Genomic DNA, 16,021 nt, shown 5'->3' on the forward strand with positions numbered 1-16,021 from the left:
GGATGAATTTTGGAACATTGAGCGAGCTGGCCGTTCTGTGCGGCGAGCGGGGACTCGGCATTGGAGCGCTGATGCTGGAAGAACAGGCGAAGGAATCGGGGCGGTCCCCGGAGCGGGAATTCGCAACCATGAAAGAATATTACGGAGTAATGAAAGAAGCGGTCCGCCGGGGGATGACGGAGAATACGACCTCCCGCAGCGGCCTTACGGGGCTGGATGCCCAGCGTGTCGGGAATTACAATGCCGGCGGCGAATCCTGCCTTGGCGAACCGGCCGGTCGGGCCATGGCGTATGCGCTGGCCGTCTCGGAAGTGAATGCGTCGATGGGCCGGATCATTGCGACCCCGACGGCCGGCTCCTGCGGCATTATTCCCGGGGTCTTCCTGAGCGGTCAGGAACGGTTCGGCTGGGATGACGACCGGATGACTTACGGATTGTTCGCGGCGGGAGCCATCGGCTACGTAATCGCCAACAATTCGTTCGTCTCCGGAGCCGAAGGCGGATGCCAGGCAGAAGTCGGTTCGGCGATCGGCATGGCGGCGGGCGCGCTGACGGAGCTGCGCGGCGGAACGCCGGCGCAGGCCGTGCATGCGGTCGGACTGGCGCTGAAGAATACGCTTGGCCTGATCTGCGATCCGGTCGGCGGACTGGTGGAGATTCCGTGCATCGTCCGCAACGGATTCGGCGCGGTAACGGCGCTGGCGGCGGCGGATATGGCGCTGGCCGGCGTCCGGAGCGTCATTCCTTCCGACGAAGTGATCCAGGTCATGCTGGAGGTAGGATCGGCCATGCCCGAGAAGCACCGCGAGACGGCGGGCGGAGGACTGGCGCAGACGCCGACCGGGCGTAAGATCATGGAGGATCTGCGCAAAAAATAAGCCTGCCGGCAGCGGCGGGCCTGAAGCGGAGGCGGGTCTACAGCAGCTTGAAGCGGCGCAGCTGCTCCCACTGCCCCTCCCGGCGCAGAATATCCGCCTGGCGGGGGCCCAGGAGATCGAAATGCGGAAACGGCGACCGGTTATGAATGTATTCCGGCGGCAGGCCATGGCTCCGGCACCAGTCTGCGAGCCGCTCCCGGTCGGCGCAGCCGACCTTCGTGACCGTGTTGATCCCGGGGAACCGGGAGTCCAGCCAATAGTGCGTCAGGAAGGCAATCCGCCCTTCCGACACGGCGGCCTTCCAGCGGTTCAATTCATTCCTGTCGATGCCGAATGCCATGCTTCTCAGTCCTTGCTTATCCAGAGTTGGAGGTGTTCTACTTATGAACGGACAAGTCAGAGCCGATATTGCGCCCGGACTCACCGTCGATATCGTACTGAAGAAAGACCAGCCCACCGGCCGGTTGACGCGCGGCGTCGTCAAGGATATTCTGACGAACTCGCCCCGGCATCCCCACGGGATCAAGGTGCGGCTCCGCGACGGCCAGGTCGGCCGGGTGAAGGCGATCATTGGGCCGACAGGCGTTTAGCCTGGGTCGGCTGAATCCGAAGAGAAGAAGGCGGGAGCTGCCGGGCGGGCAGTTTCTCGCCTTTTGCATTGCGGGGCCCGGACCCGCGAAGAGACGCCGCTTCTAGCTTCGGCCGATAAAGTCCTCCAGCCACTGGTCGGCCTTGGTCTGATTGCACAGATTGCAGGCGCACACACAGTTGTCGGGCGTCGTGTGGCCGCCCTTGGCGCGGGGCAGCAGATGGTCGATGGTGTCTCCGTAAAGGCCGCAAAAATAACAGGTGTACCCGTCGCGGACGAGAATCATCCGGCGGAAGTCCTTGTTGCTGTAGAGCCGCTTGATTGTCCGGCGATTCAGCACAACGGCTGCATGCTCTTTCACGAGCGTGACCGCCAGTTCAAGCTCGACTTCCTGGTGCCAGCGGCGGCCTTTGTCGCTCATGCCGCGCATCAGAATCATTCCCGAATTCGAGGGCACCAGCGCGCGGTAATCATCCGGCGCCGGCTTCGGGCCCCGGGGGCGCAGATGCGGCGCGGTTGGCTCTGCGGCCCGGGTCCGGGCCTTCACCGGCGCGGCGGCTTGGCCGGGCCGCGTGGCCGCGCCCGGAGCCGGCTGGGCCGGGGCCGCCGGGGCTGGCGCTGCCGCCGTATCCGGCAGGGCGCTGACGGCGGCCTTCTTGCGCTTGCGGCGGCGGCGCGGGCGGGAACCCGCCCCGCCTCCAGCCGCAGGCGGGGCTGCGGCTGCCGGAGCTGCGGGCTCCGGCGCAGCCTCCGCTTCAGCGGCAGCCTCGGCAGCCGCTTCCGCTGCGGCGGCCGCCTTCGCGGCAAGCGCCGCCGCCTTCTTGCGTCTGCGGCGGCGCTGGGACCGGGAACCGGCTGACGCGCCGGTTCCCGGTGCGGCCTCTGCCGCTTCGGGGAGCTGCGGCGCGTCAGCCGGCGCCGGTGCGGCCGGCGGGGCTGCCTCTGCCGCCGCCGCCGCTGCCTTCGCGGCAACGGCGGCCGCTTTCTTGCGTCTCCGGCGGCGGGAACGGGCGCTTGACGTGGCGCCCGTTCCCGGGTCGGAAGCCGCCGCCGGAGCGGCAGCGGGAGCCGCCGGAACCGGAAGCGAACCGGCCGGCGCGCTTACCGGAGCCGTCTCCGGCAGAGAAGCGGCCTTCTTGCGCTTGCGGCGGCGGCGAGGCCGGGCGGCTTCGGCAGCCCCGGCTGCGGGTTCCGCAGCTGCGGACTCAGGCGGCGAGGCCGCTGCCCGCGCGTCTTCCGGCGCGCTTGCTGCGGCGGCCGCCGTCTCGGGCAGGGCGTAGGACGCTGCCGGTTCCTGCAGGGCGCCGCTCTCCCGGAGCCGGCGCTTGCGGCAGTCCCGGCAGGCGCCGCGCCGCCCGCGCGCCTTGCTTCCTTTGCCCGTGCGGCGGCGAAATTCGGACAACGGTTTATATTCGTGGCAATAAGCACACTGCTTGACCGGTGTTGCGGTATCTGTCGTCATAGGCAGGATCGGGGCCGCTGCCGGCACCCTCCCTGTCACCTCGTCTTTCTTGTCGTAGAGTCTTTTCTATAGTATACCGCAAAGCGGAGGCAATCACATGCCGCGGCCGGAGCAGCGGCGGTAATCTTCTTTTTCCCATTGTGAAACGAAAATCCGCTACAATAGAGACAGCAAGCCGTAAGGGACGCAGGAAGCGGAGGGGAACAAGAGGATGAGGGAAGAAACAGACAGGACAGAGAAGGTCCATACGCGTACGCCAAAAACCGTTTTTGCGCTGTATGCGCTGCATGTATTCTTGGCAGTCGGAGCTATTGGAGGCGGCGGCTTTCTGATCGTCGATCCCAGCGGAGAAATGCTCGGAATGACGGAGGACCTGCTGAAGCGGTCGCCGTTCGCCAACCTGATGATCCCGGGAATTATCCTTCTCCTCGTCTTCGGGGCAGTGCCGCTGCTGACGGTGGGAGCGATGATGCGCCGCCCGCCGCTGAAGGGTCTGGGCCGGGTTCACCCGTTCCGGGACATGTACAGCGCCTGGGCGGTATCTCTGTATATCGGCTTTGGCCTGATCATCTGGATTATGGTTCAGACGTATATGATGAATGGGGTGGGTGCGGTTCATCTGCTGTATATGAGTCTCGGAATGGCTATCCAGGCGGTGACGATGCTGCCCTCGGTTCAGGGTTATTTCCGGCTCGGAGAGGAGAATATCCATTGAAATGAAGCTTATGGAAGGAACTCTGATAACCGTTCGCACGCTGGCTGACGATTTCCGGCGGCTCGGCGTGGCCGAGGGCATGACCGTACTCGTTCATTCGTCGTTCAAGTCGCTCGGCTCCTGGGTGGCGGGCGGTCCGCCCGCCGTCATTCTGGCGCTGGAGGAGGCGCTTGGACCCGAAGGAACGCTGATGATGCCGACGCATTCCACAGATTTGTCCGACCCTGCCGGCTGGTCCAGGCCGCCCGTTCCGCAGGAGTGGTGGGCTGCCATCCGGGAAGAGACGCCGGCCTATGACAAGACGCTGACGCTGACCCGGGGAATGGGAATTCTGCCGGAGACCTTCCGCCGTCAGCGGGGAACGCGCCGCAGCGCGCACCCGCTCTACTCGTTCGCGGCGAGAGGACCTGCGGCGGAACGGCTGACAAGCGCGCACCCGCTCCCTTACGGGTTGGGCGACGACTCGCCCCTTGCACGGCTGTATGACAGCGGCGGCATGGTGCTGCTGCTTGGCGTAGGGCACGAGAACAACACCTCTCTGCATCTGTCCGAATACCGGGCCGACTGGCCGGGAAGACAGACAGAGACGGCCGGCGCGCCGGTTCGGGAAGACGACGGGGCCCGCCGGTGGCGGCAGTTCCCGGACCTGCAATGGGATTCGGATGATTTTGCCTTGATCGGAGCGGCCTATGAGTCGGAGACGGGAGTGCTACGCCGGGGCCGGGTTGCCGGGGCTGAAGCCATGCTGATGCCGCAGCGGTCCCTGGTCGATTACGGCGTGGAGTGGATCGAACGGAACCGGGCGGGCGAATGAGCTGTCCGCAAGCGGGGACGCCGCAACGCTGGGACGCTACAACGCTGTGACACTGAGGGGACCTTCGGAACTGCCGGAGACGGCGTGCGGACCGGAATTCCCGTTCGGACGGGCCGAAGACGCGAACGCGGACGCGGACGCAGATGCGAGCCACCCCAACTAAGCGGCAACGGCAACAAGCCTGGATTCGGCAAAAAACGCCCCGAGCAGCTGCTCGGGGCGTTCCTGATAATATAATTCCGGGGAGGTCTCCTCCCGGACAAGAGACGCCGGCCTGCCGCCGCTCATCCCGCTAAGAGGGCGCATGCCGAGCTCCTGAACCGGACCCCAAAGACCTTATTAGCCCTGCAAACCTCCCATTAGACCGGGCTTCGGACACAGGAGACCTTATTTTAGATTTTTGGGGGTGCGGAGGTGTCTTCGGCCGCGAATAAGGTCCCTGGGGTCCGCTTCGCCGTAAAATGTCGGCTACAAGCCTGAAATAGCGTCTCCTGAGTCCGGACGGAGGTTGGGGTTGGGGCAACCCTGACATGGCTTCCGGGAAGCCGTACTCCGAGAGGGGGCCCAGCCTGCTCAGCCCCCGGCCACGCCGAGCCCCGGCCACGCCGAGCTCCCGGCCGCCCCGAGCCCCCGGCCACGCCCAAGCGCCCCAAGCCACGCCGAGTTCCCCGGCCCCGCCGAGTTCCCCGGCCGCCCCCGGCTGCCCCGAGCTCCCCGGCTACTCCGAGTCCCCCGGCCACGCCGAGTTCTCCAGACCCCCGGCCGCCCCGAGCCCCCTGGCTACTCCGAGCCCTCCGGCCACGCCGAGCTCCCCAGCCGTCCCAAGTCCCCCGGCCATTCCAAACTACCCGGCCGTCCCGAGCCCTCCGGCCGCCCCGAGTCCCCCGGCCACGTCCAAACGCCCCCGGGACCGGCAGCCCTAAGCCTCTTCCCTCCCGGGGGCTCTCAGCTCCTCCAGCCCGTTCATATAGGGGCGAAGCGCTTCGGGAATCCGCACCGAGCCATCCTCCCGCTGGTGGTTCTCCAGCAGAGGGATCAGGATGCGCGGCGTAGCGACGGCGGTGTTGTTGAGGGTGTGGCAGAAGCGCAGCCGTCCTTCGCTGTCGCGGTACCGGATGTTCGACCGCCGGGCCTGGAAATCCAGCAGATTCGACGCCGAATGCGTCTCTCCGTAGGCGTCTCTCCCCGGCATCCACGTCTCGATGTCATACTGCTTGTGCGTCTTCAGCGACATGTCGCCTGTGCAGACGGCCATGACCCGGTAGGGCAACTCGAGGAGCCGAAGAATATGCTCGGCGTTCTCCAGAATGTCCTGCAGCATGGCCTCCGATACGGCAGGGTCGTTCTCGCAGAGCACGACCTGCTCGATCTTGGCAAATTGATGCACCCGGTACAGCCCGCGCGCGTCTCTCCCGGCCGACCCGATCTCGCTGCGGAAGCAGGGCGACGACCCGGCAAGCCTTATGGGCTCCGAGACGTCGACAATTTCATCGCTGTAGAGCGAGACGAGCGACACCTCCGACGTGCCCGCGAGCATCCGGTTCTCGCCCGTCAGCGCGTACACCTGATCTTCTCCTCCTGGCCAAAAACCAGTCCGCTCCAGCGCCTCCGGCCGGACAATCACCGGCACCTCCAGCGCGGTGAAGCCCCGCGCCTCCAACACGTCCAGCGCCAGCCGCTGAACGGCGTGATGCAGGCGCAGCCCGGCTCCCTTCAGCACATAGCTGCGGGGTCCGCCGGCCTTGACGCCGCGCGCCGGGTCGAGCAGCCCGAGCCGTTCGCCGAGCTCCACGTGGTCGAGCGGCTTGAAGCCGAAGACCGGCAGCAGCCCGGCCGTCTTGACGAGCATATTGTCGGCGTCGCTAGCTCCGACCGGCGTGTCCGCCGACGGCGGATTCGGCGCCCGGAGCATCAGCCGCCGGTACTCGGCCTCCGTCTCCGCCAGCTCCCGCTCCCGCGTCACCAACTCGCCGCCCAGTGCGCGAACACGGGCCTTGATCGCTTCGGCCGCGTCCGCGCCCGCTATTCCGGCGGGGCGCTCGGCTGCCTGCACCCCGGGCATCTCCGTTGCCTCGGGTGCCGTCCGGCCCTGCGGGACCGCTGCCGCTGTCCCTGGCGCTGCCGCAGGCGTCGGAGCTTCCGCATTCCCGGCCTCCGCTATCGCCGGCTCCGCCGTCTTCGAATTCACGGCAGCTTGCCCGTCGTCTTCCGGCTTGCCGCCGCCGTCCTTGCGTCCCCGGCCCCCGCGCAGCAGCGCCTCCGCCTCCCGCGTGAGCCGGTTCCGCTGCGCCCGCAGCCGCTCCGTCTCCCCGAGCAGCAGCCGCCGCCGCCCGTCGCAGACCAGCAGCGCATCGGTGTCGAAGGCGACCCCTTTGTGCCGGGCGGCTGCCCGTATTTCCTCCGCATGTTCCCGAATATACCCGATGTCCAGCATAGCCAATCGCTCCTTTTCCAATAGTGAATTCTGAAAAAACGCAAAAAACGCCCTCATCCATGGGACGAGGAGCGTCGGCTCGCGGTGCCACCCAGGTTGACCGAACCCAGAATCCGCGGCGCAGCAGCGCCCGGCAGGTCCGATCCTCTTTGGTCTTCGCGGTAACGGGCGAAACCCGGTTATTTTAGAGGGCGCAGGAAGCCCCGGTCATAAACGCCTCACGGTTGGATGCCGTTCATCGGCCTGTTCAGGTGTCAAGTTGTGAGCAATAGTATAGCGCAAGGATCGGTTGGTATGCAACCCGGCAGGTGCGGAAAATTTTTGAAACGATCTTAACCATCCATCCGTTATAGATACTATAACAGGAGGCGGATTATATTATGGGCAATTGGGTATATGAATGCGAGAAATGCGGCTGTACGGAGTACGAGCGGGATCAATTTCAGGCGGCGGGCGGCAATTTCGCCAAGCTGTTCGATGTCCAGAACAAGAAGTTCATTACGATCAGCTGTGTAGAGTGCGGGTATACCGAGTTGTACAAGGCGGAGACATCGCGCGGCATGAACGTGCTTGATTTCCTCGGGAACTAGAGAAGGAGGGAGCGGCTTGGATCGCTCCCTTTTTGTGTCTAACGGGAAGGCGCCGGGTCCGGGTTCAGATCCCGGCAGATTGCCTCGGCCTCCTGCCGGTTCTGTGCGGGAGCTGCCAGCGTCAACTGGGCCGGGGGCTGCCCATCCGGAGACAGCAGGCGGATGACCTTGCGGCTCATGGCGATCCCCCTAGTCAGAAAGAATGAATTCTTCTAATTGATATAATACACCCTTCCAGATAAAGAAATAACGTGTACTCGAACCGGAACTTTATGAGACTGCGGACGTCTAGAGTATACAGATTCCATAATCAGGGAGGAGTTAAGCCGAAATGAATAAGTTAAAAGTATTGCTGGCCCTGACCGTATTCGGGCTGGCCGTATGTTCGGAGAACGCCGCCGTTTCAGCCCAATCCGCCGCTCCGATCGGGATCGTGGTTAACGACAAGCTGATTCCAACCGACAGCGCTCCTTATCTGGCCCGGGATACGGTAATGGTCCCGCTGAGCGCAGTCCAGTCCATTCCGGGTCTTCGGGTGAGCTGGAACAATGCCACCAAGCAAGTAACGGTCAGCCGGGAAGGAATCCGGTACGTTCTGCGCCCCGGCAGCCAACAGGCGGTCTCGGCTTCGGGTACTTCCCGGCTCCCCGCTGCCCCTGCACTGAAGAACGGGCGGATCATGGTGCCGCTGCGCTTCATCGCCGAGGCGGGGAAGGCGCATGTCGCCTGGAATCCTCATACCCGCACGGTCTACGTAGCGAGGGCCGGCGATGAGCTGGCCGCGAAGCTGAAGTCCGCCGACCTGGCGGAAGCGCGCACGGCGGCGCTGCATATGCCGGAGACGACCTCGCTCCGGGAGGTGTACCAATGGAACGGTGGCGAGAACCAGAGCCAGGATTATTATTTTCCGGAAGGGCGGGCGGATGCCTGCTTTATTGCCTTCGGAGGCACGGTACGTTACTACCGGATTGGAGATCATTACCGCGAGCTGGTCTGGACAGCCCGGATGAGCGGTACGAAGGCGGATCGGCCGGCGCTGTTCTTCCTCCCCTATACCATGGAGGACCAGGACGGCGTTCAGCCGCAGATCAAGGGGCGCGTTGCCTTCTATCATCTGATGCTGCCGATTATGGAAGCGGGGTACGGATTCGTGGAGACGAACGGCACCGCCGCGACTCTGGGGCAGAAGGACATGAAGCTCGATACCTTCTTCAACATCCCGGAAGAGAAGAACTAGAAGAGACCGGTCCGCGCAAAAACGGATGCTGCCCCTCGATTGGAGGGGAGGCATCCGTTTCTTTATTGTGCCGGGGGATCGGTCCCCCGGAGCGCTTTTACAGCCCGATTTGGGCCTCCTCTTACAGGTCGTCGAATCCGTTGTCGTCGCTCGTCTTGCCGTAGTTGCGGGATTTGGCCTCAAAAAAGTCCGTCTTCGTCGCATTCAGCGCCTCGTCGGAGAACGGCTTGATCCACGGCATGCAGTTGACGTCAACGCCTTGATAGGCCTTCTCCAGCCCCATCAGCGTAAGCCGCTTGTTGGCGATGAACTTGATGTAATCGCTCAGCTCGCCGAGGTCGATGCCGCGCACGTTCTGAAGCGTGTAGTACGCCCAGTTCGTCTCCAGTTCCACGGCCCGGTCCATCGTGCGGTACACGAAGTCCGTGTTCTCCGGCGTGTTCAGTTCGGGGAAGTCCTTCAGAAGCTGCTTGAACGCCTCTGCGAAGAAATAGCAGTGCTGGTTCTCGTCGCGCTGGATGTAGGAGATCATCTGGCTGGTCGCCATCATCTTTTGGTCCCGGGCCAGATTGTAGAAGAATGCGAAGGTGCTGTAGAAGAAGACTCCCTCCAGGATCAGGTCGGCTACCAGCGCTTCGAAGAACGTCTGCGGATTCGGGTTGTCGCGGAAGCTCTGATAGATGCCGGAGATGAACGTGTTGCGTTCCAGCAGCACCGGGTCATGCTTCCAGTATTCGAAGATCTCTTTCTGCTCCTGCTCGGATACGATGGAGGACAGCACGTAGGAGTAGGACTGGTTGTGCACGACCTCCTGCTGGCCGATGATGGCCGAGATGGCTTCCAGGGACGAGTCGGTAAAATAACGCTTCACATCGCCGACGAACATCGTCTGCATCGAGTCGAGCACCGCGAGCAGCGAAATGTTGATTTTGAAGACGCGCTGCTCCTCGGGATCAAGAAGTGGGAACTGCTGGGCGTCCTTGCTCATCGGAATCTCGTCCGCAATCCAGTGGTTGAGCAGCAGCACCTTGTACAGCTTGTACATATGCGGCATGCGAATATCGTTCCAGTTCAGAATGCCCGAGCATTCACCCTCAATGATGCGGGTGGAGCGGTTGGGGGCTTCGGTGTTGAAGATTTTTTGCAGTTGCATGTTGGGTTCCTCCTTGATGGAAAATAAGCCGTTCGTCTTAAGCGGCCAAGGTATGCGCCACTGCGGAAATCCCAAGCTTCGGACCTGCCGAAGTCGTACGATCCAATTCTTAGCTTCGAACCTGCCGAAGTCCCACGATTCCATTATTAAAAGTAAGCCGCCTCAGCTCGCGCAGGACTCGCACTCCTCGATGGTCAGCGCCCGGCTCCGCACGTAATAGGTCGATTTCAGTCCGCTCTTCCAGGCGTTCAGGTGCAGCGCGAGGAATTCCGACGCCTTGATGTCCGGCCGGACATAGAAATTGAAGCTTTGCCCCTGATCGACATGGCGCTGGCGGGCGGCCGCCATTTGAATCGACCAGTTCTGGTCCAGCAGGAAGGCCGTCTTGTAATACCAGATCGTCTTCTCGGACAGATCGGGCGCCGGGTTGGCGATCTTGTACGTCGTCTTCTCCTCGTAGGAGAGCAGCTCGTACAGCGGGTCGATGCTGGCCGTGGAGCCGGCGATGATCGAGGTCGAGCCGTTCGGCGCGATGGCGAACATCCAGGCGTTGCGGACGCCGCCTTGGGCGACGGCACCGCGCAGCTCGCGCCACTGCTCCGTCGTCACGAACTTGCCCTGACGCTCTCCGCTGACATAGCCGCGGGACTCGAAATACGCGCCCGTCTCCCAATCGGAGCCGGCGAACTTCGGATACTTGCCTTTCTCCAGGGCCAGCTCATGGCTGGCGCGAACCAGCAAATAATTGATGTGCTCATACAGATGATCATTGTATTCAACGGCTTCGTCGGACTCCCAGCGGATGCCTTCAAGCGCCAGCAGGTGGTGCAGCCCGAAGGTGCCGAGGCCGACGGCGCGGTACTGGCTGTTCGTGTACTGGGCCTGAAGCACTTCGATGTTGTTGATGTCGATCACGTTGTCGAGCATGCGCACCTGAATCGGCACGAGGCGCTCCAGCACGCCGGCCGGGACAGCGCGGGCAAGATGGATGGAGTTCAGGTTGCAGACAACGAAGTCGCCGGGAATCTTCGAGATGACAATCCGGGTCTGCCCGTCCTTTGTGACCAGTTCTTCCTGCTCCACGACGGTCGCCGACTGGTTCTGCATAATCTCGGTGCACAGATTGGACGAGAACACCATGCCCGCATGGCGGTTCGGGTTCGCCCGGTTGACCGTATCGCGGTAGAACATGTACGGCGTTCCGGTCTCCAGCTGCGATTTCATAATCCGCTTCATAATATCAATGGCGGGTACCGTAATCCGCGAGAGCGACGTGTGGGCCACCGCCTCGGCGTACCGCTCGCGGAAGCTGCCCTGTCCGAAGGCTTCGTCGTAGAAGTCCTCCAGCCCGAGCGCCCGGCCCTGCCCATCCTTCCAGCCCATTGTCTTCTTGACCTCGTGCGGGCAGAAGAGGTGCCATTCGCCGCGCGCCTCTACGGCTTCCATGAACAGGTCGGGCAGGCAGACGCCGTGGAACACGTCATGCGCGCGCATCCGCTCGTCGCCGTTGTTCAGCTTCAGGTCGAGGAAGGCGAGGATATCCTTATGGAAGACGTCGAGATAGACGGCGACGGCGCCCTTGCGGGTGCCGAGCTGATCGACGCTGACGGCGGTGTTGTTGAGCTGGCGGATCCAGGGGATGACGCCGGAGCTGGTATTCTTGTGGCCGCGGATGTCGGAGCCGCGGGCGCGGACTTTGCCGAGGTAGACGCCGATGCCTCCGCCCATTTTGCTGAGACGGGCCACATCCGTATTGGAGTCAAAAATCCCCTCCAGCGAGTCGTCCACCGTGTCGATGAAGCAGCTTGACAATTGTCCGGCCACCTTCTTGCCGGCGTTCGACATGGTCGGCGTGGCCGCCGTCATATACAGATTGCTCATGGCCCAATAGGCCTCCTTGACGAGGTCCAGCCGCTTCTCCTCCGGCTCGGTATGCATAAGGTACATGGCGATGACCATGTAGCGCTCCTGCGGCAGCTCCATCACCCGGCCGTCGAAGTCGCGGGCCAGATAGCGGTCGGAGAGCGTCAAGAGACCGATGTAATCGAACAGCAGATCGCGCGTGGAGTCGATGCAGGCCCCGAGCTCCTCGATCTGGGCCTTCGTGTAGCAGGTTAGAAGCTCCTCGCGGTAGACGCCTTTCTTCACCAGCGTCTCGATCAGCGGGTAGAGCGCGCCGTAAGGGGCGTCCGGGTAGGCTTTGTAGCGGCGGTGAACAGCGGCCTTCTTGTAGAGGGAGGTCAGCAGGGAGCGGGCGGCGGCGAATTTCCAGTCCGGCGCCTCCTTGGTGACCAGCTCCAGGGCGCTCATGGTGAACGCGGCGCTGATCTCCTCGCCGCTCACTTCCTCGCGGCGCAGCTTGGAGGACACGCCGCGCAGCAGCTGATCCTTGTTCAGCTGCTCGAGTCCGGTCAGGAGACGGTCCGCATAGACGGAGAGACGGATTTCATCGAAGGCGAGTCTCCGGTTGTCAGGCTTGATAACGAGTTGAGGCATATGGATCGCTTCCCTTCTATTTTAATTTTGCAATGTCACAAATTGATCTATAGGAGCGCGGAGAGGGCCTCGGGGCAAGTACCCCGGGGGCTCCGCTTGCATGGATGGCCAATTGAAGAATCTGACCGGCCGAGGCGGACGGTTAGACGCGGCGGCGGCTGCGGGGCCATACTGCTACAGTGCGGCGAATGCCGCCGGCCTCCACAGCACCGGCCTTCCCGCAGCCAGTCCGGCAGGAATATCAAGGATGCGCTGGTTGCTGCTCCCCCGGTATTGGAGCGAGGTATCCTTCAGCCGCTCGTCGAACCGGCCGTCGATCAGCACCTGGCACAGCGCGAGCAGTTCATATTCGGGCGTGTCCGGGCGCTCCGTCAGCTGCTCCCAGGTGAAGCCCGTGTAGGCCCAGACGTTGAAGCCGGGCAGCTCCGCCCGCAGCTCGCGGACAAAGGCCGCAGCCTCTGCGGCCGAGAAGAACGGATCGCCGCCGGCGAGCGTCAAGCCGTCCAGCAGCGGATTGCCGGCGATCTCGCCGATGATCTCCCGTCTGCGTTCCGCAGTGAACGGCTCGCCGTATCCGAAGCTCCATGTCTTCGGGTTGAAGCAGCCGGGGCAGCGGTGCCGGCAGCCGCTGGCGAACAGCACGGCCCGCAGCCCCTCGCCCTCATTGATGGATTCGGGATAGAAGCCGCAGATGTTCATAGATGCTTGACCCGGTCGCGGACCTCGGCCTGCTTAGCGGTGTTGAACCGGGTCTGGTAATCGCCGGTGAGGTAGCCGGTCACCCGGCGCAGCCGCCGGATATGGACCTCTTCCTCATGCGCGCCGCAGGAGGGGCAGTTCGTCCCGATGACGCCCTCATGGCCGCAGGCGGAGCAGCGGTCGATGGGGTGATTGATCGAGAAATAGCTGACGTTCTGTTCCAGCGCGTAGCGGATAATCTTCACAAAAGCGCCCGGGTTGCTCCGCGCGTTCCCGTTCAACTCCACATAGGAGATGGCGCCGGCATTGCACAGCTCGTGAAACGGCGCTTCCAGGCTGATCTTCCGGGCGGCGCCCAGCTCGTAATAGACGGGAACATGGAAGGAGTTCGTGTAATATTCCCGGTCGGTCACGCCGGGGATCGCTCCGAGCTCGCTGCGGTCAATCTTCGTGAACTTGCCGGACAGCCCTTCCGCCGGTGTGGCGAACAGCGTGATGTTCAGGTCCAGTTCTTCGCTCTTGCGGTCGCAAAAGTCGCGCATACGGCGGACGACGGCTACCGCCTTGGCATGAATGTCCGGGTCCTCGGCGTGATGCCTGCCGTACATCGCCTTCATGCACTCCGCGATGCCGATGAAGCCGATTGACAGGCTGCCGTGCTTCAGCAGATCGCCCACGGGGTCCTCCGGTCCAAGAACTTCGCCGCCTTCCCAGACGCCCTCGCGCATCATGAAGTCGGAGGCTTTGGCCTTCTGGGCGCACTGAATGCGGTAGCGGTGGACGAGCCCTTCGAGCGCAATCTCCATATAGTGGTCCAGATCGTCGTAGAAGCCCTGCTCGTCGGCCTCTTCCCGCTGGCCCGTCACCATGCCGTGCCGGATGCCGAGCCGCACCAGATTCAGCGTATTGAAGCTGAGGTTGCCCTTGCCGGAGCAGCGGTTGCGGCCGAAGCGGTCGCCGAGCACCCGGGTGCGGCAGCCCATCGTCGCGAATTCAGTATCGGGATCGGCAGGATCGTAATAAGCCAGGTTCAGCGGCGCGTCGAGATTGGCGAAGTTCGGATAGAGACGGCGCGCGGAGCATTCCGCGGCCTTCAGGAACAGCTCGTAGTTCGGATCGCCGGGCTGCTGGTTGATGCCTTGTTTGCATTTGAAGATCTGAATCGGGAACACCGGCGTCTCCCCGCTTCCCAGTCCGTTCATCGTCGCCGTCAGCAGGGAAGCGATCACAAGCTGCCCTTCCGGCGAGGTGCAGGTGCCGTAGTTGATGCTGGTGAACGGAATCTGTCCGCCGGCCCGGGATGACATGGTGTTCAGGTTATGGATGAGGCTCTCCGCGCCTTGGAGCGTCTCGCTCTCGGTCTCTTTCATTGCGTAGCGGAACGCCTGCGGGTAGGCCGCGGCCAGGTCGGTTCGGCCCATTGCGATTTCGCCTTCCACTTCAGCGGCCTGTCCTTCTCCGAAGTAATCCAGGCCCTTGCGGAAGAATTTTGCGAAGGACTTGGCGACATAGGGAGCGAGGTCGTGGTCCAGCTTGCTGCCGGATACGCCGCCGTACTGGGCGTTCTGCTGGGACTGGAAAATAATCGCCGTCAGCGCCATCGCCGTCATGATCGAATTCGGCGGGCGGACGCTGCCGTTGCCCGTATTGAAGCCCTCGCGGAGCAGCCGTTCAAAAGGGATAAAGATGCAGTTGGTCGTGCCGATCACATACTGGTCCAGGTCATGGACATAGACGATGTTCTCCCGAACCGCATGGGTCAGGCGCGGAGGAAGCGTAAAGTGGCGGGCATACCATTTGGAATACTCGCTTCCGAGTTTGCTCATTTTGCCGGAGAAGCTCTCCCCGTTCAAATTCGCGTTCTCCCTCAGCAAGTCGAGATCCCGGCTGTCGATAATATCGTCGCCGATGCCGATCGCTTCCTCCAGCAGCGCCTCTTGGCGGGTGTCCTGGCGTTGTTCCAGCAGTGTCATAGCCTAGCGTCCCCTTTCGTCCTGTATAAATAGAAAAAGCATTTTACGCTTCCAGCGAAAAATGCCCGTATGTACAGCCTGATCCGGCCGCAGATCGTTACGGACACCTTCCTGTTCCTCGCAGGCTGTGTAATTAGGGTGTCGAATCGATGCAGGCAGGTCTCCTGGCTTCCGGAACCGATAAGGCGCCTTCCCGTGAAATGACGGGCATTTCGCAGTGGCATGAGCCGAATCCGCTTGCAGCTTCCCGGGTAGGTCAGACTGCTTCCGGTTACAGTGGCGGGACCGCGCCGGAATCGCACCGGGCTTCCCTTTTAAGCCGAGTTCTCCTTGGAGGAGAAACGGCACCTGAATCTATGAATCTACTATATTTGGTTGTTTCTTAATAAAGATAACCCAATATGTTGTGTATGTAAACCGAATTTTGAATCCCGCGCCGGGCGCGGGCGGAGGGGGATTTTCCACAATTGCTCCACAGTTCATCCACAATCCGAGGGAAGGAAATCCACATTTCATCCACAGGTCCGGCCACAAAAAAGGCAAAATTTCGTGCCTGAATAGGGAACGAACCGACGGTTTGCAGCAAGGGACAGGAAGGGGTACAATAGCAGCACACACAGTTGGGAGGGAATCCATGATGGCCATCGCCGAAATTACAGTCATTCCGATTGGCACAGGGAGTACAAGTCTCAGCGGGTACGTAGCGGACATGCAGCGGGCTCTGGAAGAAGCGAAGGGCATCACCTACGAACTGACCTCCATGGGCACCATTCTGGAAGGAAGCCTTCCGGCTATTCTGGAGGCCGTCCGTCTTCTGCACGAAACGCCGTTCCGCAGCGGCGCGCTCCGCGTCTCGACCTCGCTCAAGATCGACGACCGCCGGGATCAGGATTCCAGCAGCCGGCAGAAGCTGGAGTCGGTGGAACGGAAGCTCCGGGAGCAATGAGAAGATGCCAGCGCGGTACAGCTCTTGGCGAAGCC

16 protein-coding genes and 1 riboswitch are annotated in these 16,021 nt (G+C 62.6%); of the genes, 7 read left to right on the plus strand and 9 right to left on the minus strand.

The window, feature by feature from the left end:
- Positions 1-2: 2 nt before the first annotated feature.
- Positions 3-878, plus strand: a complete 876-nt coding sequence (sdaAA, locus tag F4V43_RS14280) for an L-serine ammonia-lyase, iron-sulfur-dependent, subunit alpha (protein ID WP_150458924.1) — start codon at positions 3-5, stop codon at positions 876-878.
- 37 nt (positions 879-915) lie between these two features.
- Here the strand turns inward: sdaAA and F4V43_RS14285 are convergent, their stop codons facing one another.
- Entirely contained in the window at positions 916-1,218 is a 303-nt protein-coding gene (locus tag F4V43_RS14285) for a hypothetical protein (RefSeq protein ID WP_150458925.1), read from the minus strand.
- Between the two features lie 43 nt (positions 1,219-1,261).
- Between F4V43_RS14285 and F4V43_RS14290 the strand changes: the two genes are divergently transcribed.
- Positions 1,262-1,468 carry a YwbE family protein gene (locus F4V43_RS14290; RefSeq protein ID WP_150458926.1) on the plus strand — a complete coding sequence of 69 codons (207 nt, stop codon included), beginning with the start codon at positions 1,262-1,264 and terminating at the stop codon, positions 1,466-1,468.
- A 102-nt stretch (positions 1,469-1,570) separates the two neighbouring features.
- Here F4V43_RS14290 and F4V43_RS19890 read toward each other — a convergent pair whose 3' ends face one another.
- A complete protein-coding gene (locus F4V43_RS19890; protein ID WP_223879901.1) occupies positions 1,571-2,869 on the minus strand; it encodes an HNH endonuclease in 1,299 nt (432 codons plus the stop codon).
- Positions 2,870-3,140: 271 nt separating this feature from the next.
- On the opposite strand from F4V43_RS19890, the gene F4V43_RS14300 reads away from it, so the two are divergent.
- Positions 3,141-3,644: a hypothetical protein gene (locus tag F4V43_RS14300; RefSeq protein ID WP_223879902.1), complete on the plus strand. Its 504-nt coding sequence runs from the start codon at positions 3,141-3,143 to the stop codon at positions 3,642-3,644.
- A 1-nt stretch (position 3,645) separates the two neighbouring features.
- Positions 3,646-4,458, plus strand: coding sequence for an aminoglycoside N(3)-acetyltransferase (locus F4V43_RS14305; RefSeq protein ID WP_150458927.1), 813 nt, complete (start codon positions 3,646-3,648; stop codon positions 4,456-4,458).
- Positions 4,459-4,617: 159 nt separating this feature from the next.
- On the opposite strand, the gene F4V43_RS19750 is transcribed toward F4V43_RS14305, so the two are convergent.
- Both F4V43_RS19750 and serS read right to left on the minus strand, forming a co-directional pair.
- A complete protein-coding gene (locus tag F4V43_RS19750) occupies positions 4,618-4,764 on the minus strand; it encodes a hypothetical protein (RefSeq protein WP_191089594.1) in 147 nt (48 codons plus the stop codon).
- Between the two features lie 613 nt (positions 4,765-5,377).
- Positions 5,378-6,892 (minus strand): serine--tRNA ligase, encoded by a 1,515-nt coding sequence (gene serS / locus F4V43_RS14310; RefSeq protein ID WP_191089595.1) that lies wholly within the window; start codon positions 6,890-6,892, stop codon positions 5,378-5,380.
- Between the two features lie 380 nt (positions 6,893-7,272).
- Between serS and F4V43_RS14315 the strand changes: the two genes are divergently transcribed.
- Complete coding sequence (locus F4V43_RS14315) at positions 7,273-7,482, plus strand: zinc ribbon domain-containing protein (RefSeq protein ID WP_150458929.1); 210 nt, start codon at positions 7,273-7,275, stop codon at positions 7,480-7,482.
- A gap of 38 nt (positions 7,483-7,520) precedes the next feature.
- On the opposite strand, the gene F4V43_RS19755 is transcribed toward F4V43_RS14315, so the two are convergent.
- Positions 7,521-7,661, minus strand: coding sequence for a hypothetical protein (locus F4V43_RS19755; RefSeq protein WP_191089596.1), 141 nt, complete (start codon positions 7,659-7,661; stop codon positions 7,521-7,523).
- A gap of 152 nt (positions 7,662-7,813) precedes the next feature.
- Here F4V43_RS19755 and F4V43_RS14320 point away from each other — a divergent pair, with 152 nt between their 5' ends.
- Positions 7,814-8,719 carry a copper amine oxidase N-terminal domain-containing protein gene (locus tag F4V43_RS14320; RefSeq protein ID WP_150458930.1) on the plus strand — a complete coding sequence of 302 codons (906 nt, stop codon included), beginning with the start codon at positions 7,814-7,816 and terminating at the stop codon, positions 8,717-8,719.
- A 121-nt stretch (positions 8,720-8,840) separates the two neighbouring features.
- Here the strand turns inward: F4V43_RS14320 and F4V43_RS14325 are convergent, their stop codons facing one another.
- From F4V43_RS14325 to F4V43_RS14340, 4 genes are all read right to left on the minus strand, one after another.
- Positions 8,841-9,872 (minus strand): ribonucleotide-diphosphate reductase subunit beta, encoded by a 1,032-nt coding sequence (locus F4V43_RS14325; RefSeq protein WP_150458931.1) that lies wholly within the window; start codon positions 9,870-9,872, stop codon positions 8,841-8,843.
- 162 nt (positions 9,873-10,034) lie between these two features.
- Entirely contained in the window at positions 10,035-12,368 is a 2,334-nt protein-coding gene (locus F4V43_RS14330; RefSeq protein ID WP_150458932.1) for a ribonucleoside-diphosphate reductase subunit alpha, read from the minus strand.
- A gap of 174 nt (positions 12,369-12,542) precedes the next feature.
- Complete coding sequence (nrdG, locus tag F4V43_RS14335; protein WP_150458933.1) at positions 12,543-13,067, minus strand: anaerobic ribonucleoside-triphosphate reductase activating protein; 525 nt, start codon at positions 13,065-13,067, stop codon at positions 12,543-12,545.
- Positions 13,064-15,040, minus strand: coding sequence for an anaerobic ribonucleoside triphosphate reductase (locus F4V43_RS14340; RefSeq protein ID WP_150458934.1), 1,977 nt, complete (start codon positions 15,038-15,040; stop codon positions 13,064-13,066). Before F4V43_RS14340 ends, nrdG begins: the two co-directional genes overlap by 4 nt.
- 136 nt (positions 15,041-15,176) lie before the next feature.
- Positions 15,177-15,407, minus strand: a riboswitch (cobalamin riboswitch).
- A 270-nt stretch (positions 15,408-15,677) separates the two neighbouring features.
- Between F4V43_RS14340 and F4V43_RS14345 the strand changes: the two genes are divergently transcribed.
- Positions 15,678-15,986 carry an MTH1187 family thiamine-binding protein gene (locus tag F4V43_RS14345; protein ID WP_150458952.1) on the plus strand — a complete coding sequence of 103 codons (309 nt, stop codon included), beginning with the start codon at positions 15,678-15,680 and terminating at the stop codon, positions 15,984-15,986.
- Positions 15,987-16,021: the final 35 nt, after the last annotated feature.

The sequence above is a fragment of the Paenibacillus spiritus genome, from assembly GCF_008710135.1.
GTDB classification, from domain to species: Bacteria; Bacillota; Bacilli; order Paenibacillales; family Paenibacillaceae; genus Paenibacillus_AQ; species Paenibacillus_AQ glufosinatiresistens.

Coding starts and splice junctions, on each gene's coding strand:
- F4V43_RS14330 (WP_150458932.1), bottom strand. CDS start 12,368: ATGCCTCAACTCGTTATCAAGCCTGACAACCGGAGACTCGCCTTCGAT.
- F4V43_RS19750 (WP_191089594.1), bottom strand. CDS start 4,764: ATGCGCCCTCTTAGCGGGATGAGCGGCGGCAGGCCGGCGTCTCTTGTC.
- serS (WP_191089595.1), bottom strand. CDS start 6,892: ATGCTGGACATCGGGTATATTCGGGAACATGCGGAGGAAATACGGGCA.
- F4V43_RS14345 (WP_150458952.1), top strand. CDS start 15,678: ATGGCCATCGCCGAAATTACAGTCATTCCGATTGGCACAGGGAGTACA.
- F4V43_RS19755 (WP_191089596.1), bottom strand. CDS start 7,661: ATGAGCCGCAAGGTCATCCGCCTGCTGTCTCCGGATGGGCAGCCCCCG.
- F4V43_RS14315 (WP_150458929.1), top strand. CDS start 7,273: ATGGGCAATTGGGTATATGAATGCGAGAAATGCGGCTGTACGGAGTAC.
- F4V43_RS14285 (WP_150458925.1), bottom strand. CDS start 1,218: ATGGCATTCGGCATCGACAGGAATGAATTGAACCGCTGGAAGGCCGCC.
- F4V43_RS14325 (WP_150458931.1), bottom strand. CDS start 9,872: ATGCAACTGCAAAAAATCTTCAACACCGAAGCCCCCAACCGCTCCACC.
- F4V43_RS14340 (WP_150458934.1), bottom strand. CDS start 15,040: ATGACACTGCTGGAACAACGCCAGGACACCCGCCAAGAGGCGCTGCTG.
- F4V43_RS14300 (WP_223879902.1), top strand. CDS start 3,141: ATGAGGGAAGAAACAGACAGGACAGAGAAGGTCCATACGCGTACGCCA.
- F4V43_RS14290 (WP_150458926.1), top strand. CDS start 1,262: ATGAACGGACAAGTCAGAGCCGATATTGCGCCCGGACTCACCGTCGAT.
- nrdG (WP_150458933.1), bottom strand. CDS start 13,067: ATGAACATCTGCGGCTTCTATCCCGAATCCATCAATGAGGGCGAGGGG.
- F4V43_RS14320 (WP_150458930.1), top strand. CDS start 7,814: ATGAATAAGTTAAAAGTATTGCTGGCCCTGACCGTATTCGGGCTGGCC.
- F4V43_RS14305 (WP_150458927.1), top strand. CDS start 3,646: ATGAAGCTTATGGAAGGAACTCTGATAACCGTTCGCACGCTGGCTGAC.
- sdaAA (WP_150458924.1), top strand. CDS start 3: ATGAATTTTGGAACATTGAGCGAGCTGGCCGTTCTGTGCGGCGAGCGG.